The organism is Phocicoccus schoeneichii, from assembly GCF_014635565.1.
In the GTDB taxonomy this organism is placed as follows: domain Bacteria; phylum Bacillota; class Bacilli; order Staphylococcales; family Salinicoccaceae; genus Phocicoccus; species Phocicoccus schoeneichii.
The window spans coordinates 1-22,340 of sequence record NZ_BMDB01000001.1 but is presented as its reverse complement, the minus strand read 5'-3'; the positions used below and the strand labels follow the sequence as shown (position 1 = coordinate 22,340).

Genomic DNA, 22,340 nt, shown 5'->3' with positions numbered 1-22,340 from the left:
GTGCGCTCTCCTAGTCTTTTGTTTTTTGTTTAAAATATGTGATGGATTGACGCTCAAGATATGATGCTTGAACCGGACGATTCTCCGGGTTTAATACTCTGTGTAAGTCATTCATCTTGTTTCTTTGTAGCGTCCATCCCTCTTTCTCTTCAACAGTTTCCCAATATAGACTCTCTTTTAAATAGTCTGGGTAAAATGCGTTCCCTCTAGATAAAACTTGTGCGAGTTCTAATGGATCCCCGCCAAACGTACTTGTTAATGTGTCGCTGTCTCTGAATAAAGCACAAATGGATACACATGTTGTCCAATTTGGAATTATACGTTCTTTCTCGATTTGTACAAGTGTCTTTTTAGATAATCCCACTGTCTGACTCATCGAGTCTTGAGTATAGCCCGCTTCTGTTCTTATGATTTTAAATTTTGATTGAATTACCTTTGTGAAGGCTTCTCTATCCATTTATGATTCGTCCCTTCAAACTGAAAACTTTTTATTATCTCGTTGCTGTGATTTCTTTACCCTCTTTAACATCCTCTTGGTGATCGATTACGAGAGCTACTGCTGCATCTCCTGTAACGTTCACAAGTGTACGTGTCATATCGAGTAATCTGTCTATACCAATAATAATACCAATTGCAGCTGGGTCAAGTCCAATTGCAGTTAACACCATCGCTAACATGATAAGTCCTACTCCAGGGACACCTGCAGTACCAATACTTGCAATTGTTGCAATCACGACTACAGTAATCATCTGCATGATTGTTAAATCAATACCAGAGAGTTGTGCGATAAATACAGTTGCAACCCCTTGCATGATTGCTGTACCATCCATGTTCACTGTAGCACCTAACGGTTGAACAAAACTAGAAACAGATTCTCTAATTTTTAAGTTCTTTTGAGCTGAGTCAAGTGAAATTGGTAGTACTGCGTTTGATGACGATGTACTGAACGCAACTGTCATTGCTGGAGCAAAGCCTCTAACGAACCAGATGAAACTCTTTTTCGCTATGAACTTTACCATTGAACCATATACTAAACAAAAATGTATTAATAAAGCAAGTAATACACATATGAAATACATTCCTAATGATTTAATCGCACCAAATCCTGCTTGCGTGAATGCTGTTGCAACAAGTCCAAATGCACCGATTGCTGCGAAGTATTTCATAATTGACATTACGATGAGCATAATGATTTTATCAGCTTCTTCAAATAATCGAATGACTGTTGGAATTTTATCTTTAAGTGCAATCATTGCAATACCAATGAATACTGCAAATGCAATAATTTGTAACATGTTTGTTGTTCCCATAGCTTCAACAATGTTTTTAGGTATAATACTGATGAGCGTCTGGTCAAATGATTGAGTTGACACCTCTATGTTTTCTGCATTCGTTTCTCCACCAAATGTTGTCTCACGATATTCTGAAACTTCAGTGGAATCAAGTAAGTCTCCTTTACCAATACCAGGATCTAGTATGTTTGCTACTGCCATTGCGATTGAAATTGCAATCGCCGTCGTGATTAGGTACATACCAATCGTTTTAATCCCTATGCTACCTAATTTCTTAGGATCTCCGACGTTAACCACCCCAAGTACAATCGAAACAAATACTACTGGCACAACCATCATGAAGATTAAGTTCAAGAAAATTTGTCCAACGACTGAGAAAACATACTTGTCAATAACCTGTACGAATGATGTATCATTGTATAAGTTAAATATTGACCCAATAATAATACCTAAGACAAGGCCGATAATGATGCTGTACGTCATCTTTTTGTTACTCGACATTTTTTGTTTTTCTGTCATCTTTATTTCCCCCTTTGTAGTTTACTACTAATTACATTATATGGTTAAAATTTAAATATTGTAAATAATTATTGAATTTATTGAAGCGTTTTCATAATATTTTATATTGAAGCCTTGACTTTTTAATGAACATTGAAATGTGGTATTATATACAGTGAACGAAAAATTGGAGGCCATACGCATGCCACATGATGAAACTCTTAGTCTAAACGTTAAGAAAGCACGTTCTGGTGCACTGCTTTCAATCATCACTTATATCTTTTTAACGGCAGTAAAAATCATAGTCGGATATATAGATTCATCCCATGCACTGATAGCAGACGGTCTAAACAACTTTACAGACGTCATTGGATCACTTGCACTATTTATAGGACTAACTATCGCACTAGTACCTAGAGATAAAAACCATACGTATGGTCACTATCGTGCGGAACTGATTGCTGCGTTAATTGCCTCGTTTATTATGTTTGCGGTAGGTATACAAGTCATCATTCAAGCAATTGGTAAAGTAACGAGTAAAACGTATGCTGAACCGTCACTACTCTCATTATATGTATCCATCGGATCAATGGTTATCATGTTAGTAGTTGCATTATATAACTACCGCTTAGCAAAAAGTGTTAATAGTGTTGCTCTAAAAGCCGCTTCATTTGACAACTTCCAAGACGGGCTCGTGTCACTCGGAGCAACGGTTGGTATTATTGGTGTACTGATAGGTATAGAAACACTCGATACGATTGCTTCATTTGTAATCGGTATTGTTATCATCTATACAAGTGTAATGATATTTAAAGAAACAGCCACAACTTTAACTGACGGTTTTGATTCTAAGTTACTCAAACAGATGCGTGAATTAGTTGAAGATGTTGAAGGCGTCATCAATGTTGTCGATATGAAAGGTCGTAGCCACGGATTTATTTATTTTATCGATGTGACAGTGACGATAAACCCACACTTAAACGTTGTTGAAGGACATAAAATCACTGAGGACATAGAGAATATGATGAGAGCAGAGTTTGGTGATACCGAAACCATCGTTCACCTAGAACCCTCTCTAAAAAAACCGTTATAACTTAACGATGTTATGACGAATTGCATAGATAACAGCTTGAGTACGGTCAGATACCTCGAGTTTAGTCAATATATGACTCACGTGTGTCTTGACCGTTTTTTCACTTACAAACAGCGTTTCTGCAATTTCTTTATTAGATTTACCTGTTGCCATCTCACCTAAAACTTCGAGTTCTCTCGTTGAAAGTATATTTCTCTGATGTGGCATATCACTATTTTCTTGAAGTAGCTTCGTAATATCAGGATGGATTACTGCTTTGCCATCAATAACACCACGGATGGAATCAATTAAATCTGTCGCATCCATTTCTTTAATTAAATATCCATCTGCTTTGGCATGAATGACAGGTCGAACATACTCTTCTGCTGTGTAGCTTGTTAGAATAACAACCTTTACATCTTTAAAGTCTCTTTTAATTTCTCGTGTCACTTCGATGCCATCCATTTCAGGCATCACTAAGTCAAGGAGAACAAGATCTACTTTTTTATGATTTTTCTTTAAATATTCTAGTAATTTTTTTCCACTTTCAAAATCATCTATCACATTTAAATCATCCGTAGTACTCAGTAAAAATTTCATACCTTCACGGACAACCGCATGATCATCAGTTATTACAATATTACTCATGTATAGACTCCCTCTTTTTCTTTATTTTTACTGTGATTGTCGTACCTTTTCCTAAATCTGACTTTATGTTAAACATGCCACCGATTTGAGTAACACGCTCTTTCATATTCTTAATACCATGATTATATGGATGGTCTTTATCAATCACAAAGCCTCTTCCATCATCATGAACGGATAAGAAAAAATCCGCATCGTGATTTAACATCGTTATTTTTGCTTCAGTTACCCCAGAATGTTTTTTTATATTATTTAAACTTTCTTGAATGACTCTGAATATTTGAGTTTCACTCTTATCATCTAAGTCATAGAACCCATTGATTTCTATATCTACGTCTACTCCAAGTAAATTTGCATAATGTTCAATTGCTTGAATCATCCCATTTTCGAGTCCGATTGGTTTTAATTGCCAAATCAGAGCTTTCATTTCACGCATTGCATATTTCGAAGTACCTTCAATAGAAGATAATGTTGTTTTTATCTTGTCTATATCATCTAATCGCTTTAAACCATTTGACATGATATTGATTGAAAACAACATTTGGTTGACTGAGTCATGTAAGTCTCTGGCAAGTCTTTGCCTTTCTTGAACGAGTATATTTTCTTGTTCTCTTCGGTTTAATTCGATACGCTTCAATGTCGAACCGATTTGAAATGCAACCGATTCAAGTAAATCAAGTTCTTCTTGCGAGAACTCTTCAACGTACGGTGTCGCAACATTTAATAGTCCATATGATTCACCGCCAGACATGAGTGGTACCGTAGCATGATGTGTGATTCCATTGTTTTCATCTAAATATGCACGTGCTGCTTTTTCTAGTCGTGAGCACACAAATATATTCGTTGCTTTTTCAAGATTATTGCGATTATACTGATTCACACACCAACATTTACCATCTATTAAGTGACTATTATCATCATTTGTCAGGCCATTTGGTAAATTGTAATGAGCTCCAAGCTCATGCACCCCATCATTGTTGATAAAAAACACCCATCCTGTCGCAAATTCACTATTATCAATAAGCATTTCTAATGCACCTTGCAACATACGGTCTTTGTTCGTCTCTTCATTTAAAAATTCTGCGATATCTTTTAGTAATTGCAATTTTGTTTTCATGTTATCACCATAACTGTTATAAAATAGCCATTCTTTTTTAGTATCTCTCTTATTCTCATGATAAAATAAATATAGCGCATTTACAAAAAAATGAGGTGACCACTTGAAAAATAAACTTTATATGCAACTGATATTCATAGTATCTTTAGTTGCAACGCTCGGATCTCTATACTTTTCAGAGATTAGAGAATATATTCCATGCGAATTTTGTTGGTATCAGCGCATTCTAATGTATCCACTCGTAATTATTTCATTAATTGCGACTATAAAAGATGATTATGGTGCACGATTATATATTCGAGTCATGTCGATTATCGGATTATTAATTGGTCTTTATCATTATGGATTACAAAAGTTTGATTTTTTAAAAGATAATCTAAATGCATGTTCAGATGGTTCATGTGCAGGTGTCTTCATCAACTGGTTTGGTTTTATTACAATTCCATTCCTAAGCCTCACGGCATTTTTTATAATTATTGTATTAACATTCTTAATCAAGAAAGGAAATAAAAATGAATAACAAGATTTTCTACGGGATTATTGTCGCTATTGTACTCGTATTTGGCGGTGTATTTTATTTTATGTCTCAAAAAGAGGAAACTCCTGAAAACTTAAGTGACTCAGGTTATTATCCTTATACGGATAAGGAACCAAATGAACTTCAAGGACCAACAAAAGATGTTTTAGATGATAAAAACTATCAATTTAACTTAACTCCAGATGAAACGAACAAGAAAATTGAAAACGGTGAAGAAGTATTCGTATACTTATGGAGTCCTGTATGTCAGTATTGTAAAACAGCAACGCCACTACTTATAGACTCTAAAAACACTGAAGACTTCAATCTCGTACAAGTAAATGTATTAGAGTACCCAGAATTCATGCAACAACATGCGGGTAAAGTAACACCTACACTCATTTACTTTAAAGATGGTAAAGAAGTTGAACGAGCTGAAGGTGCACCAGAAAAAGCTGAGCACTACACTCAGTGGATTAAAGATGCAAAAGAGTTATGATTTTTAAAATAAAGAATTCTCTAAACAACATGACGTTAGACGAAGCACTACAAGCGATGCATATACCCAAAAAAGAATTACACTGGCTAAGAATGTCAAAAGATATAGAGATAAACGATGTGCCAGCCAAATTAAATGCAACTATTTCTACTGGAGATATTGTGAATATCCCTGACTTTGAAACAGAGTCTAATTATAAACCAAGTGGAAATGATGTAGAGGTTATCTATCGTGATGATTATCTTGCGGTAGTCCATAAGCCGGATGGTCAAAAAACGCATCCGAATGCTGACGAAACAGATACTTTAATCAACGACGCAAAACATACGCTTAATGTAGATTACATCGAACCGATTCATCGTTTAGATCAAACAACGTCTGGTCTACTCTTGGTTGCTTTAAATCCTTACATCAAAAAGATGCTAGATTATGATTTAGAGCATAGACTGATTGACCGAGAGTATGTTGCAAGAGTGGCAAAAGATGTAAAGCCTCAAATTATTGAAGCACGTATTGGTAAGAAGCCACACACAACGAATGCGCAGCAAGTGGATCATAAACGTGGTAAACGTGCAGTGACGCATATTCTCAGTTCAACAAAAGTAGATGATCACTATGAAGTAACGGCAAAGTTAGAAACAGGTCGTACACATCAAATACGTGTACATCTCGCTCACATAGGTGCACCAATCATTGGTGACACTGTATATGAAGGTATGCATTCAAAACGCATGGAGTTATACGCAACACATATTGGATTCAATCATCCGATAACAGGAGAATGGATTGAGTTTGATTATTTGCCTGATTCATAATAGAAAAACGTTAGACATATGTCTAACGTTTTTTTAATCTATACTCATGTTTGCATTTTCTATTTGAATGAGCTCTGTATTTTTTAGTGCACGTTTTAATAACATTTCTTGAGCATTAACTTTCTTTCCAGTAGTTTCTACATACTTATATGATCCATCATTCTGTCCGATACGTGTTTTCACATTATCTTTTAAGAATATATCCATGATCTCTTTGATTTCATTTTGGACTTCTACGTCTTTAATTGGGAACATAATTTCAACACGTTTAAGCATGTTTCTCGTCATCATATCCGCACTTGATAAGTAGATCTCTTCTTGGCTATTATTACTGAAGTAGTAAATTCTAGAGTGTTCCAAGAATCGACCTACTATACTACGGACAGTGATATTATCACTGACACCTTCAATATTAGGTCTTAAGCAACAGATTCCTCGAATAAGTAAATCGATTTTTACTCCAGCTATGGATGCTTCTAGTAACTTTTTAATGAGTCGCTTATCTGTTAGTGCATTCATCTTCGCAAAGATATACCCTCTGCCTCCAGCCTTCTGTATTTCAATTTCTCTATCAATAAACTCTACGAGTTTGTCTTGGACATCATAAGGCGCAACGAGTAATGATTTATATTCCGGTTTTGATGAATATCCACTTAGATAGTTAAAGAAGTTAATTGCATCTCTACCAATTTCTTTATCAGTTGTAATAATTCCCATATCTGTATATAGTTTTGCTGTTGAATCGTTATAGTTCCCTGTGCCTAGATGCACAAAACTCACTAACTCATCTTTCACTTTCTTTACTACAAGTGTGATTTTTGAATGTGTTTTTAGATAGTTAATACCGTAAATTACGTGACATCCAGCATCTTCTAGTTCTTTCGCCCACTGCACGTTATTTTCTTCATCAAAACGTGCTTTAAGTTCAACCAGAACAGTTACCTGCTTTCCATTTGCACTGGAATTTTTCAGTGCTTGAATAATTGGAGAATCGCTTGAAACCCTGTATAATGTTTGTTTAATTGCATAGACATCCGGATCTTCAGATGCTTGTTCTATAAAATCTACGACGGGTTGGAATGATTCATATGGATGATGGAAAAATATATCTTTCTCTAAAGCTAAATCATAAATATTTTGTTGACCTAAAAACTTTGGGACTTGTGGGTAAAAAGGTTTAAAAATTAAATGATTCAGCTTGTTCTTATATCTCGACACAAGCTCAAATAAAAACGTGAGATCTAGTGGTCCATCATATTTGAAAACATCGTCTTTAGTTAAGGCAAGTGAATTTCTTAAGAATGACCCATTGATCTTTTTAAATTTTGAAATATCAATTTCAAGTCTAACTGCTACCCCTTTTTCACGCTCTTTTAAGAAGCGCTCGATTTCTACTAACATATCGAGTGCACCTTCTTCGTGAATTGTTTGGTCCGCATTTCTTGTGATTCTGAAACTAAATGTACGTTCAATTTTATATCCATTAAATAATTTGTACACAAATTTTTCAATGATATCTTCAGTCATCACGATAAATGTATTACCAGATTCTTTAAACTCATAGAATCGCTTAAGCACACTAGGCAACTGTACAATCGCAATCTGTTCACTCGTTTCATTAGATAGATCCACGTAAATATTAATTTTTTTATTCATTAACTTAGGAAAACTACGGTATGCGTCAATTCCAAGTGGCGTGAGAGTTGGGAAAATCTCTGAATCAAAAGTGGATTCAAGTTCACCTTGGAGTGACTTTGGAAGTTCATCAGGACGTGTAAAATGTATTTTGTGCTCACTTAGCTCATCCATCAAAATTTGGAATTGTTTATAGGTATTGATACAATTCTTTTTGTTTAACTTGCTGATTTCAGCCAGTTGTTCATTTGGTGTGAGTTGAGTTTTATTCTCAGGAATGTTGTATTCAACAAATTCTTGGTCTTTTAAGCCACCGACACGCACCATATAAAACTCATCTAAGTTAGATGCTGTAATAGCTAAAAATTTTAAGCGTTCTAAAAGAGGATTCGATTTATCCATCGACTCCTCTAGAACACGGTAATTAAACATCAGCCAACTGAGTTCTCTATTGTTATAATACTCTCGATTATTTAAATTCTTACTCAATACAATCAGTCCTTATATTCTACAAAAGTTAAGTCAATCGGCTTTTCAGTGATGTATTCGATATGTTTCATATGTCGCATTGCCATGTATTCTTCAGCAACTGGATCACCTGTATAGCGCACGACTAATTCAAATCGCTCGCCTTTATCATTAATCATTACATCAACAACCGTATCTGTCTCTGATTTATTCAATGAATCTGCAAATTTGACGATGCTACCCATCTTTCTAATTTGCTCATGATCTTCGTCAGAAAACCAATCGATTTCTCTCATGTAAAATGATAATAACGAATTATTTTTATAGCTCGCAAGAAGCGCTAGTCTCACTCTGTCTTTGTGCTTTAACCCTAAAATATTAAAGTTAGAAAGCAGATAGAACGTATGTTGAGATCCTGCATCACTATCTATAAAGTCTCCAAGCTTATAAAGCTTAGCTGCATTCATCATCAGATATTTATGCTTTCGCTTCACATCTATTAAACCATGTCTAAACAGTTCATGATAAAGCCCTTCGGCAAGTGAAGCACGTTTTTTACCACTTTCTCTATCTACGTGGAACACGTTCGATAGTTCAATCAGAGATGTCTCTAAGACTTCAAATTTATTGAAAGCAAGTGGATAGTCTTCTTTAATGATCTCCATAGAAATACCTTCACGGAGACCCTGTCTAGAAAACTCGAACGCAGTTGCATTTGCTAACTCATATAATTCTTCGAAAACGATGATACTCGGAATAATCAAATCAGTTCGGTCTTTAGAAAGCCCATCAATATTATCTAATTCTTCTGTTGAAGTTTCTGTTAAGAGATTGTTAACTTTTTGTAAATGCTTAAGTTGCATTGAGTATCCATGAACTCCAGCGATCGGATAACTGATCATTGCTTGGTGGATTCTTGCAACGTTACGTGCAGACCCACCCATAGCAACAATCGGGATATTTCTATCTTTAATCCATCTCACTGACTTCAGTTCATCTTTTACAAACTCTCTTGTTTGTTTGATTGCTTTTTCATTATTGTGTTCATCTTTAAAAAATTTATTTTTTAACGTGACTACACCAAATGGAAGGCTCGTCGAATAAACAAGATTTTTGTTTTCATAAAACGTAAGCTCTGTAGATCCCCCACCGATATCAATTGTGATCGCATCTTTGTAGCTCATTGAATGTACAACAGCTTTATAACCAAAATACGCTTCTTCTTCGCCGGTTAAAATTCTAAGAGGGAAGTTCAACTCTTCTTCTACACGTTTTTCTATATCTTTATTGTTTTTAGAAGCACGCACAGCAGCTGTTGCTGCTGTATGTATTTCTGTGACATCATATCTGTCTGCAATTCCCTTAAATCCTTCTAATATATCTAGAAGTTTTAGAATTCCAGCTTCTTCCATGATATTATCTTCGTCGAGATATTGCGTAAGGCGTGCAGGGGTTTTGATATTTTTTATTTCTCTTAACCCTTCTCCCGGTGTGTACTCAAATAACACCAGACGTATTGTGTTTGAACCAATATCTAACAGTGCGAATCGTTTCATATTAAACACCTACTATGCGTTAGGATGAATCATGTCTTCTGGACGAATCCATTCGTTAAATTGTTCTTCAGTTAACAGACCCGTTTCAAGAGCTGATTCTTTAAGTGTAATTCCTTTACTATGTGCATTCTTAGCAATTTTAGCTGCATTTTCGTAACCAATGTGTGGGTTAAGTGCAGTAACTAACATTAATGAACGGTTTAATAACTCATCAATAACATCCATGTTTGGCTCGATACCAACAGCACAGTTATCGTTGAATACTTGCATACCATCACCTAAGAGGTAAATAGATTGTAATGTATTCATTAGGATGACTGGTTTGTATACGTTTAGTTCAAAGTTACCTTGTGACGCACCGAAACTTACTGTTGTATCGTTACCCATTACTTGTGCAACAACCATTGTTAACATTTCAGCTTGTGTTGGGTTTACTTTACCTGGCATAATTGATGATCCTGGTTCGTTTTCAGGGATAGTGATTTCACCAATTCCTGCACGTGGACCTGAAGCTAACCATCTGATGTCGTTAGCAATCTTCATTAAGTCTCCAGCAAGTGCTTTTAACGCACCGTGGAAATAAACCACTTCATCATATTGTGATAAAGCGTGGAATTTATTTTCAGAAGAAACAAACTCTAAACCAGTTTGCTTTGAAATTTGTGCTGCAACACGGTCACCAAATTCAGGGTGTGCGTTTAAACCAGTACCTACTGCAGTACCACCGATTGCAAGGTTTGCTAATTGTTTTTTAGATTCGTTAATCATTTCTAATGATTTATCTAGAGAATATCTCCATCCGCCAACTTCCTGACCTAAAGAAAGTGGTGTCGCATCTTGTAAGTGCGTTCTACCAATCTTAATGATGTCTTGGAATTTCTCTTCTTTTTCTTTAAAAGTATCTCTTAATACTTTTAGAGAGGGAATCGTTTTTTCTTCTACTGCAGTCATTAAAGCAACGTACATTGCAGTTGGGTACGTATCATTTGAACTTTGTGATTTATTCACATCGTCATTTGGGTGAACAACTTCATCCGATCCTTGTTCTTTTAAGTAATCATTTGCTACGTGAGCTACTACTTCGTTCACGTTCATGTTACTTTGCGTACCACTACCTGTTTGCCATACTACTAATGGGAAATGCTCATCAAGCTCGCGTGCAATTACTTTGTCACATGCGTGTACAATTGCATCTTTCTTCGCATCAGATAGCTTTCCAAGTTCATTGTTTACAATTGCTGCCGCTTTTTTAAGTTGTGCAAATGCAACGATGACCTCAATTGGCATTTTCTCTTTACCAACAGGGAAGTTTTGTAAGCTACGTTGTGTTTGAGCAGCCCAAAACTTTTCGCTAGGTACTTGAATTTCTCCAAATGTATCGTGTTCAATTCTGTAAGACATTAAAAAATCCTCCTGAAAATGTATTTACACATAGTGTAACCCAAAATCAGGAAGGATTCATTATAAAACGTTCAATGCTTACATTTATTATTTAGTTTTCTGACTTTTTGTGTAAATTTCCATTTTTTGCATCTTCAAAGTCTGCACCATAGTTATCATTGTCGATTGGTGAGTGCTTATTTTGAGAGATTTCTTCCATCTCATCTCCAAGTCTTTCAACGTCATCCATATCGAAAGTCATTTCATTGGGATCTGTGTTTTCTTGATTTTTATCATCCACATTTTTTGAATCTTTTCTTAATTTGTCTTTCAATAGACTCACCTCTTACGCAAATTTATACGTGTAATACGCTCTGAAATCATCGTCTAATCGTGAAGCTGCCTCTTGATCTAACACTACCGTTACCATTCTGTGTTTTTTTACATCAGATAAAGACCCGCTCGTGCTTAAGTCTGCATTATACAGTTTTAATACGGATTCTGCCGCGTCAGTTCCTGATGCATAAATAAATAGTTCTTTTGCAGCAAGAAGTTGCTCTTGGTCATCACTGCGTTTAAATCCTACGTTTGAATGATCGTCTAGATTTAAAATCGCAACATTGATTTTTTCTTTTTTATCTAATTCGTTGCTTAACTCTGTGTCATTACTCACATTTTTAAGTTGTGATTCTGGAATTTGTAGCTGGTTGAACTTCGCTCCACCTGCGCTGTTTAAAAGAAATAATTTTGCATTCGCTAAGTTTAATGTATTACTTTTAGTTCCCGCTAAAAATTTATTATATGTCGCATCTAGTTTGTCATTTAAATCTAATGCGAGTACTGAATGTGGATCTTTATTCAGTTGTTTTCTCATAATATCTGCAAGATAAAAATCTGCGTCTTCTTTAGTTTTGAAAATTTTAAAGTTTAAAGCCATGTTGAAAGTCCCCCATTTAATGTACGGTTTAGTATTATTAGATTACCCTAGATTGCACATTTTAAACAACTTTTTAAACAGCGAATTTTAAATTATCCTTTTTTAATCAGTAGAATTCATATATAATGGAATTATTAAAGAAATGCACTGGAGGCATACAGAATGAAAGCTATTTTAATTTTAATGGTTTGTGCTTCATTCATTACTGCAATTTTAACTGCAGCTCGTGATAGCGAATGGGGATATAAAGACGACGGTGCGAACAAGATTCGCGAATAGAAAAAAGACTAGACACAAGTCTAGTCTTTTTTGTTTATCTATTGTCCTAAGAATCCTTGTTTTTTCAAGACATCATGGACGTCTAATCGTTCTTTTTTCGATAGTGTCTTCACGACTTGTTTTGACCAGTTGTCGTTACGCTTGTTTTCATCTCGCGATTTATAATACTGATTCACTGCTTCATCGTAATCATTTAAGACATTTTTTACATCGTCAAATTCTGGATATTCGTTTTCAAAATATACCGCTTCAAATGGTAATCTTTCTTTGAAACTTCCCTCTTCTACTGGATATCCAACTGCCATTCCGAACACTGGGAATGTGCCTTCTGGTAAGTTGAGAATTTCAATCATTTTTGCAGGATTATTTCTAATTGAGCCCAGGAATACAATTCCGAGACCCATTGATTCGGCTGCTATTGCCATGTTTTCTGCCGCAAGTGTTGCATCTACAACCCCAACAATCATGCTTTCTGTTGAGTCAAAACTAAGGTCATAATCTGATTTTGCTGCAAGTTCTTTATGACGGTTATAATCCACTACAAAAATAAATAGATGACCGTTATTTTCAACATGTGCTTGTGTACTGATCTCTCTGATTGCTTTTTTCTTTTCGGGATCAGTTACACCAATGATTGAATATGCTTGCACATAGCTTGACGTTGATGCTTGTTGAGCTGACTTCACTAACGTTTGTACCGTGTCTTTATCTAAATTTTTGTCCTCAAACTTTCTGATTGAGCGATGATTTTGTAATAGTTTAATTGTTTCGTTCACAATAATTCTCCTAACTTAAGTCTTTAAATCCTTGTTGCCTTAAAGCCTCATATAATATAAGTGAGACTGTATTGGATACATTCAAACTTCTAAAATCTTTACCCATCGGGATTCTCATCAGACGGTCTCTATATTTTTCTTTAATTTCGTCTGGCAGTCCTTTTGTCTCACGCCCAAATATAAAGTACACATCACGGTCAGTGACATTATAATCTTGTTCGTGATAGAACTGTTCCCCAAATTTACTGATAAAATAATAATCTCCTTTTTCATTTTCAAAAAAGTCATCGAAGCTCTCATGCATGGTGATATCAAGATCATACCAATAATCCATACCTGCACGTTTTAAATGCTTGTCTGAAATTTCAAATCCTAATGGTTTTATTAAATGTAATTTTGTGTTTGTTGCTGCACATGTTCTACCAATATTCCCAGTGTTTTGTGGAATATCTGGTCTAAATAATACAATATGATTCATTCTCTACCCTACTTCTTGAATACCTTTCAGCATTTCTGATTTTATCATTTCATCTTGCTCAATTTTATATCTATCGTTGATATATGTTAATGCGTCGCTACCTAAGATTTGTCCAATTGCCCAATATGCCGTTGCTTTTATTACTGGACGTACATCGTTTTCTGCGACTCTTTTTAAAATTGGCACAGCCTCTTCTTCTTTGAAGTGTGCGAGCGCTACAATGGCATTCCTCTGAATCGGATTTTTTCCTCGCCATACACCTGCTAAGTGGCCATATGTCTCTTTAAATTCACGATTCGAAACTTCTAAAAGACCTGTGAGTTCAGGTTTTAAAATTCCTGGTTCTAACACGATGTCTACGTGTTCTGTGTTAATTCCTTTATTTCTCGGACACACTTGTTGACACGTATCACACCCGTATACTCTATTTCCAATTGATTTCCTAAATTCATCTGGAATGAGTGCTTTTGTCTGTGTTAAAAATGAAATGCAACGTTTCGAATCGAGTTGCCCATTGCCTACTAATGCTTGTGTTGGACAACGGTCAATACAAAGTGTACAGTCTCCACAACTATCGATGAGTTCTTCGTCAGGTGGAAATGGATAAGATACGAGCATTTCTCCGAGATAACTCCATGTACCTAAGTTTGGATTGATCAAAAATCCATTCTTTCCGATATATCCTAGTCCACTTCTAAGTGCCACTTCACGGTCTGACAGTACTCCAGTGTCTACCATAGACATGCATTCTACGTCAGGAATGTGTGCTTCTATGAATTTCTGTAGTTTATCTAATCGACGTCTTAGAAGAACATGGTAATCTACACCCCACGATGCGCGTGCAAAAATTCCGCGACGCTCACCACGTTTAGATTTTGGCGCACCTTTTAACTTATTTGGATATCCGACTGCAATTGAGATAATAGACTGTGCTGAAGGTAACGACATCTTTGGTATGCTACGTTCATCAATCGTTCCTTTCTCAAATCCGGATTCATAATTTTTCTTGTAATAATCTACGAGTTTTTCTCTAAACTCATAGAACGGTTCAGCATGAGTAAACCCAATTTCGTCGATTCCAATTGAACGGGCATAGTCGATTACTTTTTGTTTAAATTCATGTCTATCCATACACTCACACTCCTGTATTTAATTATTTTAACATATTTAATTTCGGGTATAGAACAAATAGGAGTGATTCATATGTTAAAAGTAAAAAGATTATATGATGAAAAAAGTACTCAAGATGGAATGCGTATACTAGTAGATCGTGTATGGCCACGTGGCGTTAAAAAAGAAGATGTCGACTACGATGAGTGGTATAAAGAGTTAGCACCCTCTACAGAGCTCAGAAAGTGGTTTGATCACGATCCTGAGAAATGGGATAACTTTAAGAAGAAATATTTTAAAGAATTAAAAAAGCAACACAAACGACTAGAAGAAATTAAAGAGAAGTCTGATGGTCACAACGTCACACTCATTTACGGCGCAAAAGATAAAGAACACAACCAAGCAGTTGCAATAAAAGAATATATAGAAAAAAGCTGATTCATATGAATCAGCTTTAGTTTTTAATGCAATCTTTAAATTTATCTTGTACCATAACTGCAGCTGCAACCATGTCTTCAGGTCTAAATGTCTTATCTATACATTCATCAAAATATTCTAAATGTTTTTCGTCAATTGGAGAGTTTGGTTCAGATTCTGCTGCTTCTTTATCTTGAATGCTATACCAATACAGGTATTCTACATCATTAAAAGCCTCTCTAAAGATTGTTTCAATATAGATTTTGTCACCTTCAAGGTTAGCTACGACACTATCCATAGATTCATGAATATAAGTAATCCACTCATCCACAACTTCACTTTTTCCTGGCTTTATACGGAACTTAGTTAATTCCACCTTCACTATCTTTCACCTCTTCGAATCACACTTACATATATATTTCACGTTTAATGAATATATAAGATTATACCGTTTTAAAGATTAAACGCAATATCATTCATTATTCTAGACTTTTAAGTAACAAATGACATTTTATCATCACTATATTATTTAACGCAAGACCTTTTAGAGTAACGCTTTAAAGAATGTACGGATTTTTTCATGCATATCATCTGTATTATCATTAAAGAGATACATATGACCGTCATTTGGGTATGAAGTGAGTTCAACATCTTGGCCGTTTTCCTTCATCTTCTCATACATTTGTACAGATTCACTATTTGGCACACGTGCATCATGTTTAGAATGGAATATTCTTAGCGGAATTGTCACGTTCTCACTCTTATTAAGTGGCGCAATTTGTTCAATAAACGCATCATCTTGTCCGATAAACCCATATTCTTTACTTCTTAAATTCCTGCGCCAACTTGGAGTATTTGTAAGGAATGTCTTTAAATATGAGATTCCAACAATATCTACTGCGCCTTTAAATGCGTCACTATGATGAGTTGCGAGTAACAGTGTCATGAAACCACCGTAGCTACGGCCCATAACGAACATATTATCTTTATCGGCATTGCCATCCGTAAGGTGATTTTTAAGCTCTAGCACGTCTTGCATAGCATCTAAACGCTTCTCGATATCATCGAGCTTTAAGAAGTTTGTGCCATAGCCACTAGATCCTCTGATATTGGGTACGGCTACTTGGAAGCCATCCTTATATAAATCATAATACAATTCATTGAATTCAGGACGTGCTTGTGATTCTGGACCACCGTGAATGTGAATTACTGTCGGTACATTGTCTTCATCTATTGGATACATAAAATATTCAAGCATAATATCATCAAATGTTTGGTACGACTCTTTCGACGTTTTAAATGCATCAATCGGTTTATTTCCAAATAATTGTTTGATTGACCCATTGTCAAACATGTACTGATACACTTGCATCGGTGAATTCATGCTTGAAAATAGGACATATAATTTTTGATTGTCCACTTCATAGTTATGAACTACTCCGTCTTGATAGAAGTCTAGTGGATCTAATACATAGTCATGTAAACTGAAAGTATACAGCGTGCTATAACCTTTCTCATTTACATCTACAATGTATTCTTTATTTTTAAAGTGTTTATAAGATAAAACATCTGCATCGATGTCAGTGAGGGGCTCTAGCTCATACGTTTGTAAGTTCATCATATGTAGATTCATGAAGCCATTTGTTGCATCAGTGATTAAAAGCGCCTTAGACTGTGTAATCTGCTTAAATGAGCTATAACGATGACCTTCGACTGGAATATCGACTATCTCATTTGCGTTAATGTCAAATAATACAAGTTCAGAGTCTATCGAGCTGTAGTCCATTTTTAAAACAAGATAATTATTGTCTATCGTTCCTATAATTTTTGTTGGTGCTTCAAAATTACCAAGCACTTCATTATCTAAATTAAATAAACGGAAACCAGCGTCTAGATGATGGTTTCTTGTAAAGTATACTTGTTTGTTTAACTCTGTTAGAAAATGATGAAAGTATTCTGGTTCATCAATAATTGGTTCAACTTGACCCTCATTTAATAAATAAAGTTGTTCGCGTTCGTTACCTGAAAAGTCGATGGATACGTATAGTTTATCTTCAATAAACCAAAATCCTTTAATGTTTTCCTCTGTTTTTGTTAGCTGTTTAGACCATTTTTGTTTAATATCATACCTGAACAGCTCACGTTTCCCTGTCTCATCACTGATATAGTAGAGACTATTGTTATGTAATTTCATGTTAAAATAACGTTTAAATTTCAAGTCAAACACTCCTTTATATAAAAATACCCTAGTACTTGTTAAGATACAAGTACTAGGGTTTTCTAAAATTATAGGTTGAAGTAATCTACTGCTAATTGTCCACCAACGCGTGCATTGTTGTAAACTAGATCGATATTTGCTTTTAAGCTCTTACCTTCAGTTGCTTCAACGATAGCTCCTAATAGATATGGTGTAGCGTCTTTACCGCCTACGCCGTCTTTTTCCATTTGGTCAATTGCATTTTGAATTACGCCATCGATATACTCTTTGTCCATTGCTTGGTCTTCTGGAATTGGGTTTACTACAGAAACACCACCACCAAGGCCAAGTTCATGTTTCATTTTAACTACTTTTGCGATTTCTTCAGTTGTATCGAAGTGTGACGCAAGTTTTAATCCACTTTCACGAGTGAAGAATGCTGGAAGCTCATCAGTTTGGTAACCAATTACTGGTACACCTTTAGTTTCTAAGTACTCCATAGTACGTGGTAAGTCTAAAATAGATTTAGCACCTGCAGATATAACAACTACATCTGTTTTACCTAACTCATCTAAGTCAGCAGAAACGTCCATATGCTCTTCAAATCCTCTGTGTACGCCACCGATACCACCAGTAACGAAGAATTTGATTCCTGCAAGGTTTGCACCGATCATTGTAGAAGCAACTGTAGTTGCACCTAAACGGCCTGTAGCTAAGATTTCAGCCATATCACGGCGTGATACTTTAGCAATACCTTCAGTTTTAGCGAATGTCTCTAAATCTTCTTCAGAAAGACCGATTTTGATTTTTCCATCCATGATTGCAATTGTTGCTGGAATTGCACCTTGTTCACGGATAATCGCTTCTGTTTTAGTAGCCATTTCTACGTTTTGTGGGTATGGCATACCATGTGAGATAATTGTTGATTCTAAAGCAACTACTGGTTTGTTGTTGTCTAATGCTTCTTGAACCTCTGGTGTAATGTCTAGTAAATGTTTCATTTAAAAACTTCCTCCAAATCAATTTTTAATTGTTTTTCTGTAAGATCTTGCCTTACTGTATAGGCAGTTTCGATTGTCTTTTTCGAGTTTACCATACCGAGTTTTATACATTCATCAACTGGTAATCCTTTGAGCCAACCATAAACGATTGCTGATGAAAAACTATCTCCAGCTCCCGTTACATCCACAACTTTTTCACTTGGTGAGATTTCGTAAATCTTTTGTTCAGTTGAAGATGAATACACGAGAGACTTAGCACCGTTTGTCACGACAACGTGTTCAACACCCAGGTCGTTCCATCTGCGCGCTGCACTCTTAAGTTCATCATCATTATTAATTTCGATACCAAAGTGTGCTTCTGTCTCATCTCTGTTGATGATTAGCCAGTTTACTGGTTCAAGATTGTCTGGAAGACGTTCCATTTTTGGACCAGAAACAGGAATAAGTACTAAATTAATATCATGTTTTTTTGCATATGCTGTAATAAAATCAAGTGAAACTTTAGGAACGTTTAGATCCACAATGATACACTTTGCTCTTTTTAGAATATACGTTTGCTTAATTAATATATCTGGTGTAAATGAATCATAGATGTCCATGTCAGCAAAGCCATATTCCATCTCACCTTCACCATTAATTAAAGCAGTATACGCCCCAGTGCTCATTCCAGGAATGATTGCTGAGAAATCTAAGTTGATATATGCTTCAGATTCATTTTCAATCCTACTCCACTCTGCATCATCACCTCGTGTTGTAATTAGAGTAACATTTTGTCCGAGACGACCTAAGTTCTCAGCAATGTTTCTCACTACTCCACCAACTGAATGTGCTGAATGTATTGGATTACTTGTACCATAAATTAATTCATTATGTACGAAGAATTTACGGTCAAGGTTTGCCGCTCCAATACATACGATTGGAAATTCTTCATTCAATACATAAGCCTGACCAGTAATATATTCTTTCTTAACTAAATCAGAGATAATTCTAGATACTGATGCACTCGTAAGCCCAATCTTTTTTGACAGTTCAGATTGGGAAATAAAAGGATTTTCTTTTATTAACCGTAATACTTCAGTTTCTTTAGCGTTCAAAATGAAAACCTACTTTCACACAAATTCGATATACATATTATACAAGATTACAATTATTTATACTATGAAAAACCGATATGGTTGAACAGAAAAAAGTGCAAAAAAGACAATAAAAAAAGCCGTTAAGCTAGTGCTTAGCGACATTGTAAAATACTCCCGGCCGGGATCGAACCGGCACTCCGAAAGGAATTGGATTTTGAGTCCAACGCGTCTGCCAATTCCGCCACGGGAGCAAATAAAAATTGCACAAACTTAATAATAACTCAAAAACTCATAATTTTCAATATTTTTCAAAAAAAATAAGACTTACGTCTTAAAAAAATGGAGCGGAGAGCTGGATTTAAACCAACGTCTTACCTCAGGAAGAGGTATGTTATAAACACTAAACTATCTCCGCATTATAAAATTAAAATATGGAGCGGAGGCCTGGATTTAAACCAGGGTCTCTCTTCAGGAAGAAGAGTGTTATGAACACTAAACTACCTCCGCATATATAAAGGCGCCTACCGGACTTGAACCGGTGATAGAGGATTTGCAGTCCTCGGCCTTACCACTTGGCTAAGGCGCCAGAATACTGGGCTGGAAGGATTCGAACCTTCGCATGATGGAGCCAAAATCCATTGCCTTACCGCTTGGCTACAGCCCAAAAATGGGGCGACTGATGGGAATCGAACCCACGAATGCCGGAGCCACAATCCGGTGCGTTAACCACTTCGCCACAATCGCCATGGCAGGGGTAGTAGGAATCGAACCCACATCAAAGGTTTTGGAGACCTCTATATTACCATTATACGATACCCCTACATTAAAAAATGGAAGGGGGCAGATTCGAACTGCCGAACCCGAAGGAGCGGATTTACAGTCCGCCGCGTTTAGCCACTTCGCTACCCTTCCACAATCAATGGTGCCGGCCAGAGGACTTGAACCCCCAACCTACTGATTACAAGTCAGTTGCTCTACCAATTGAGCTAGGCCGGCATATAATAAAATATGGTTCTGGACGGAGTCGAACCGCCGACACTCTGATCTTCAGTCAGATGCTCTACCAACTGAGCTACAGAACCATAATAGTAAGTATTTAATTTAAATGGCGGTCCCGACGGGAATCGAACCCGCGATCTCCTGCGTGACAGGCAGGCATGTTAACCGCTACACCACGGGACCTTAGTTACATAAAAAAATTGCGGGAGGCGGATTTGAACCACCGACCTTCGGGTTATGAGCCCGACGAGCTACCGAACTGCTCCATCCCGCGATAATAATAATAAAAACGGAGGAAGAGGGATTCGAACCCCCGCGGGCTATTACACCCCTGTCGGTTTTCAAGACCGATCCCTTCAGCCAGGCTTGGGTATTCCTCCACGTTAATATAAAAAATATACAGTTTTAATAAAAGATAAATGGACCTTGCAGGACTCGAACCTGCGACCAAACGGTTATGAGCCGTTTGCTCTAACCAACTGAGCTAAAGGTCCTAAAAAATGGCGGTAGAGGGGATCGAACCCCCGACCTCACGGGTATGAACCGTACGCTCTAGCCAGCTGAGCTACACCGCCCTGGTATACTCATCTTTTAACATTTAAAACTATGGTGGAGAGTAGCGGGATCGAACCGCTGACCTCCTGCGTGCAAAGCAGGCGCTCTCCCAGCTGAGCTAACCCCCCACAGTAATAGAAAGTAAATCGGGAATATAGGATTCGAACCTACGACCCCTTGGTCCCAAACCAAGTGCTCTACCAAGCTGAGCTAATTCCCGCTATTATATACGCGCCCAAGAGGAGTCGAACCCCTAACCTTTTGATCCGTAGTCAAACGCTCTATCCAATTGAGCTATGGGCGCTAAATTTTAAATGGTGCCGAGGACCGGAATCGAACCGGTACGGTAGTCACCTACCGCAGGATTTTAAGTCCTGTGCGTCTGCCAGTTCCGCCACCCCGGCTAACATATAATTTATAATGGAGCGGAAGACGGGATTCGAACCCGCGACCCCCACCTTGGCAAGGTGGTGTTCTACCACTGAACTACTTCCGCGCTATTATACAAAATCGAATGGTGCGGGTGAAGGGAGTCGAACCCCCATGCCCGAAGGCGCTAGATCCTAAGTCTAGTGCGTCTGCCAATTCCGCCACACCCGCTCGATTATGAGCCATACAGGATTCGAACCTGTGACCCTCTGATTAAAAGTCAGATGCTCTACCGACTGAGCTAATGGCTCTTACTAAATGGTGCCGGCCAGAGGACTTGAACCCCCAACCTACTGATTACAAGTCAGTTGCTCTACCAATTGAGCTAGGCCGGCATGGTGGAGAATGACGGGATCGAACCGCCGACCCTCTGCTTGTAAGGCAGATGCTCTCCCAGCTGAGCTAATTCTCCATAAATATTATTATTACATATAATATGTATAAAATCAATGTATTTTCAATAAATATATGCCTAGCAGCGTCCTACTCTCGCAGGGAAACCCCAACTACCATCGGCGCTGGAGAGCTTAACTTCTGTGTTCGGCATGGGAACAGGTGTGGCCTCTCCGCCATCGCCACTAGACATGGAATG

20 protein-coding genes, 24 tRNA genes, 1 rRNA gene and 1 pseudogene are annotated in these 22,340 nt (G+C 36.8%); 5 read left to right on the top strand and 41 right to left on the bottom strand.

Translation table 11 applies throughout. From position 1 onward, the window contains the following. Positions 1–10: 10 nt before the first annotated feature. Entirely contained in the window at positions 11–457 is a 447-nt protein-coding gene (locus IEU51_RS00230; protein WP_186088340.1) for a helix-turn-helix transcriptional regulator, read from the bottom strand. Positions 458–491: 34 nt separating this feature from the next. Then, positions 492–1,811: a dicarboxylate/amino acid:cation symporter gene (locus IEU51_RS00225; protein WP_229713767.1), complete on the bottom strand. Its 1,320-nt coding sequence runs from the start codon at positions 1,809–1,811 to the stop codon at positions 492–494. A gap of 181 nt (positions 1,812–1,992) precedes the next feature. Between IEU51_RS00225 and IEU51_RS00220 the strand changes: the two genes are divergently transcribed. Continuing rightward, complete coding sequence (locus IEU51_RS00220) at positions 1,993–2,883, top strand: cation diffusion facilitator family transporter (protein WP_186088341.1); 891 nt, start codon at positions 1,993–1,995, stop codon at positions 2,881–2,883. Here the strand turns inward: IEU51_RS00220 and IEU51_RS00215 are convergent. Further along, on the bottom strand, positions 2,878–3,510 hold the full coding sequence (locus IEU51_RS00215; RefSeq protein ID WP_186088342.1) for a response regulator: 633 nt from the start codon (positions 3,508–3,510) through the stop codon (positions 2,878–2,880). The genes IEU51_RS00220 and IEU51_RS00215 overlap by 6 nt on opposite strands. Continuing rightward, on the bottom strand, positions 3,503–4,624 hold the full coding sequence (locus IEU51_RS00210; protein ID WP_186088343.1) for a GAF domain-containing sensor histidine kinase: 1,122 nt from the start codon (positions 4,622–4,624) through the stop codon (positions 3,503–3,505). Before IEU51_RS00210 ends, IEU51_RS00215 begins: the two co-directional genes overlap by 8 nt. A 103-nt stretch (positions 4,625–4,727) precedes the next feature. On the opposite strand from IEU51_RS00210, the gene IEU51_RS00205 reads away from it, so the two are divergent. Genes IEU51_RS00205 through IEU51_RS00195 form a run of 3 tightly spaced genes read left to right on the top strand, consistent with a single transcriptional unit; the run spans position 4,728 to position 6,455 of the window. Next, complete coding sequence (locus tag IEU51_RS00205) at positions 4,728–5,144, top strand: disulfide oxidoreductase (protein ID WP_308808160.1); 417 nt, start codon at positions 4,728–4,730, stop codon at positions 5,142–5,144. Beyond that, a complete protein-coding gene (locus IEU51_RS00200) occupies positions 5,137–5,640 on the top strand; it encodes a thioredoxin family protein (RefSeq protein WP_186088344.1) in 504 nt (167 codons plus the stop codon). The genes IEU51_RS00205 and IEU51_RS00200 overlap by 8 nt, the downstream gene beginning before the upstream one ends. After that, positions 5,637–6,455: an RluA family pseudouridine synthase gene (locus tag IEU51_RS00195; protein WP_186088345.1), complete on the top strand. Its 819-nt coding sequence runs from the start codon at positions 5,637–5,639 to the stop codon at positions 6,453–6,455. Before IEU51_RS00200 ends, IEU51_RS00195 begins: the two co-directional genes overlap by 4 nt. Before the next feature lie 33 nt (positions 6,456–6,488). Here the strand turns inward: IEU51_RS00195 and IEU51_RS00190 are convergent, their stop codons facing one another. From IEU51_RS00190 to queG, 8 genes are all read right to left on the bottom strand, one after another. After that, complete coding sequence (locus IEU51_RS00190; RefSeq protein WP_186088346.1) at positions 6,489–8,579, bottom strand: RNA degradosome polyphosphate kinase; 2,091 nt, start codon at positions 8,577–8,579, stop codon at positions 6,489–6,491. Positions 8,580–8,584: 5 nt separating this feature from the next. Then, positions 8,585–10,114: a Ppx/GppA family phosphatase gene (locus IEU51_RS00185; RefSeq protein ID WP_186088347.1), complete on the bottom strand. Its 1,530-nt coding sequence runs from the start codon at positions 10,112–10,114 to the stop codon at positions 8,585–8,587. Positions 10,115–10,126: 12 nt separating this feature from the next. Continuing rightward, positions 10,127–11,515, bottom strand: coding sequence for a class II fumarate hydratase (gene fumC, locus IEU51_RS00180; protein ID WP_186088348.1), 1,389 nt, complete (start codon positions 11,513–11,515; stop codon positions 10,127–10,129). A gap of 91 nt (positions 11,516–11,606) precedes the next feature. Beyond that, positions 11,607–11,828, bottom strand: a complete 222-nt coding sequence (locus IEU51_RS00175; RefSeq protein ID WP_186088349.1) for a hypothetical protein — start codon at positions 11,826–11,828, stop codon at positions 11,607–11,609. A 12-nt stretch (positions 11,829–11,840) separates the two neighbouring features. Continuing rightward, entirely contained in the window at positions 11,841–12,431 is a 591-nt protein-coding gene (locus IEU51_RS00170; protein WP_186088350.1) for a sugar phosphate isomerase family, read from the bottom strand. 317 nt (positions 12,432–12,748) lie between these two features. Continuing rightward, a complete protein-coding gene (nfsA, locus tag IEU51_RS00165) occupies positions 12,749–13,486 on the bottom strand; it encodes an oxygen-insensitive NADPH nitroreductase (RefSeq protein ID WP_186088351.1) in 738 nt (245 codons plus the stop codon). Positions 13,487–13,496: 10 nt separating this feature from the next. After that, the gene (gene trmL / locus IEU51_RS00160) at positions 13,497–13,964 is read right to left on the bottom strand and encodes a tRNA (uridine(34)/cytosine(34)/5-carboxymethylaminomethyluridine(34)-2'-O)-methyltransferase TrmL (protein ID WP_186088352.1); all 468 of its coding nucleotides are present in this window, start codon (positions 13,962–13,964) and stop codon (positions 13,497–13,499) included. A 3-nt stretch (positions 13,965–13,967) separates the two neighbouring features. After that, positions 13,968–15,095 (bottom strand): tRNA epoxyqueuosine(34) reductase QueG, encoded by a 1,128-nt coding sequence (queG, locus tag IEU51_RS00155; RefSeq protein ID WP_186088353.1) that lies wholly within the window; start codon positions 15,093–15,095, stop codon positions 13,968–13,970. A gap of 72 nt (positions 15,096–15,167) precedes the next feature. Between queG and IEU51_RS00150 the strand changes: the two genes are divergently transcribed. Further along, positions 15,168–15,512, top strand: a complete 345-nt coding sequence (locus IEU51_RS00150) for a DUF488 domain-containing protein (RefSeq protein ID WP_186088354.1) — start codon at positions 15,168–15,170, stop codon at positions 15,510–15,512. A 16-nt stretch (positions 15,513–15,528) separates the two neighbouring features. Here the strand turns inward: IEU51_RS00150 and IEU51_RS00145 are convergent, their stop codons facing one another. The 29 genes and pseudogenes from IEU51_RS00145 to rrf form a co-directional block, all read right to left on the bottom strand. Continuing rightward, positions 15,529–15,873, bottom strand: a complete 345-nt coding sequence (locus IEU51_RS00145) for a DUF6176 family protein (RefSeq protein WP_186088355.1) — start codon at positions 15,871–15,873, stop codon at positions 15,529–15,531. Between the two features lie 162 nt (positions 15,874–16,035). After that, positions 16,036–17,709, bottom strand: a complete 1,674-nt coding sequence (locus IEU51_RS00140; RefSeq protein ID WP_186088356.1) for an alpha/beta hydrolase family protein — start codon at positions 17,707–17,709, stop codon at positions 16,036–16,038. Positions 17,710–17,777: 68 nt separating this feature from the next. Further along, a complete protein-coding gene (locus tag IEU51_RS00135; RefSeq protein ID WP_186088357.1) occupies positions 17,778–18,689 on the bottom strand; it encodes a pseudouridine-5'-phosphate glycosidase in 912 nt (303 codons plus the stop codon). Beyond that, positions 18,667–19,783 (bottom strand): annotated as a pseudogene (locus IEU51_RS00130) (PfkB family carbohydrate kinase); the annotation flags it as partial. The pseudogene IEU51_RS00130 and the gene IEU51_RS00135, both read right to left, overlap by 23 nt. A 151-nt stretch (positions 19,784–19,934) precedes the next feature. Continuing rightward, positions 19,935–20,016: transfer RNA gene (locus tag IEU51_RS00125), tRNA-Leu, on the bottom strand. 89 nt (positions 20,017–20,105) lie between these two features. Continuing rightward, a tRNA-Arg gene (locus IEU51_RS00120) sits at positions 20,106–20,180 on the bottom strand. A 17-nt stretch (positions 20,181–20,197) separates the two neighbouring features. Beyond that, a tRNA-Gly gene (locus IEU51_RS00115) sits at positions 20,198–20,272 on the bottom strand. Between the two features lie 8 nt (positions 20,273–20,280). Further along, positions 20,281–20,351: transfer RNA gene (locus IEU51_RS00110), tRNA-Cys, on the bottom strand. A 6-nt stretch (positions 20,352–20,357) separates the two neighbouring features. After that, a tRNA-Gln gene (locus IEU51_RS00105) sits at positions 20,358–20,429 on the bottom strand. A 4-nt stretch (positions 20,430–20,433) separates the two neighbouring features. Further along, positions 20,434–20,509, bottom strand: a tRNA-His gene (locus tag IEU51_RS00100). Between the two features lie 2 nt (positions 20,510–20,511). Next, positions 20,512–20,585, bottom strand: a tRNA-Trp gene (locus IEU51_RS00095). An 11-nt stretch (positions 20,586–20,596) separates the two neighbouring features. Then, a tRNA-Tyr gene (locus IEU51_RS00090) sits at positions 20,597–20,677 on the bottom strand. 8 nt (positions 20,678–20,685) lie between these two features. Beyond that, positions 20,686–20,761: transfer RNA gene (locus IEU51_RS00085), tRNA-Thr, on the bottom strand. Positions 20,762–20,774: 13 nt separating this feature from the next. Then, positions 20,775–20,847: transfer RNA gene (locus tag IEU51_RS00080), tRNA-Phe, on the bottom strand. A 24-nt stretch (positions 20,848–20,871) separates the two neighbouring features. Beyond that, a tRNA-Asp gene (locus tag IEU51_RS00075) sits at positions 20,872–20,947 on the bottom strand. 17 nt (positions 20,948–20,964) lie between these two features. Next, positions 20,965–21,038 (bottom strand) — tRNA-Met (locus IEU51_RS00070). A 16-nt stretch (positions 21,039–21,054) separates the two neighbouring features. Beyond that, positions 21,055–21,144: transfer RNA gene (locus IEU51_RS00065), tRNA-Ser, on the bottom strand. 40 nt (positions 21,145–21,184) lie between these two features. After that, a tRNA-Ile gene (locus IEU51_RS00060) sits at positions 21,185–21,258 on the bottom strand. 7 nt (positions 21,259–21,265) lie between these two features. Next, positions 21,266–21,339 (bottom strand) — tRNA-Met (locus tag IEU51_RS00055). 32 nt (positions 21,340–21,371) lie between these two features. Then, positions 21,372–21,447: transfer RNA gene (locus IEU51_RS00050), tRNA-Ala, on the bottom strand. Between the two features lie 18 nt (positions 21,448–21,465). Next, positions 21,466–21,539: transfer RNA gene (locus tag IEU51_RS00045), tRNA-Pro, on the bottom strand. 10 nt (positions 21,540–21,549) lie between these two features. After that, a tRNA-Arg gene (locus IEU51_RS00040) sits at positions 21,550–21,623 on the bottom strand. Between the two features lie 11 nt (positions 21,624–21,634). Continuing rightward, a tRNA-Leu gene (locus IEU51_RS00035) sits at positions 21,635–21,723 on the bottom strand. 17 nt (positions 21,724–21,740) lie between these two features. After that, positions 21,741–21,815, bottom strand: a tRNA-Gly gene (locus IEU51_RS00030). Between the two features lie 19 nt (positions 21,816–21,834). Next, positions 21,835–21,919 (bottom strand) — tRNA-Leu (locus IEU51_RS00025). Between the two features lie 7 nt (positions 21,920–21,926). Beyond that, positions 21,927–21,999 (bottom strand) — tRNA-Lys (locus IEU51_RS00020). 8 nt (positions 22,000–22,007) lie between these two features. Beyond that, positions 22,008–22,083 (bottom strand) — tRNA-Thr (locus tag IEU51_RS00015). Position 22,084: 1 nt separating this feature from the next. Next, positions 22,085–22,160, bottom strand: a tRNA-Val gene (locus IEU51_RS00010). 58 nt (positions 22,161–22,218) lie between these two features. Next, positions 22,219–22,331, bottom strand: a 5S ribosomal RNA gene (gene rrf / locus IEU51_RS00005). Positions 22,332–22,340: the final 9 nt, after the last annotated feature.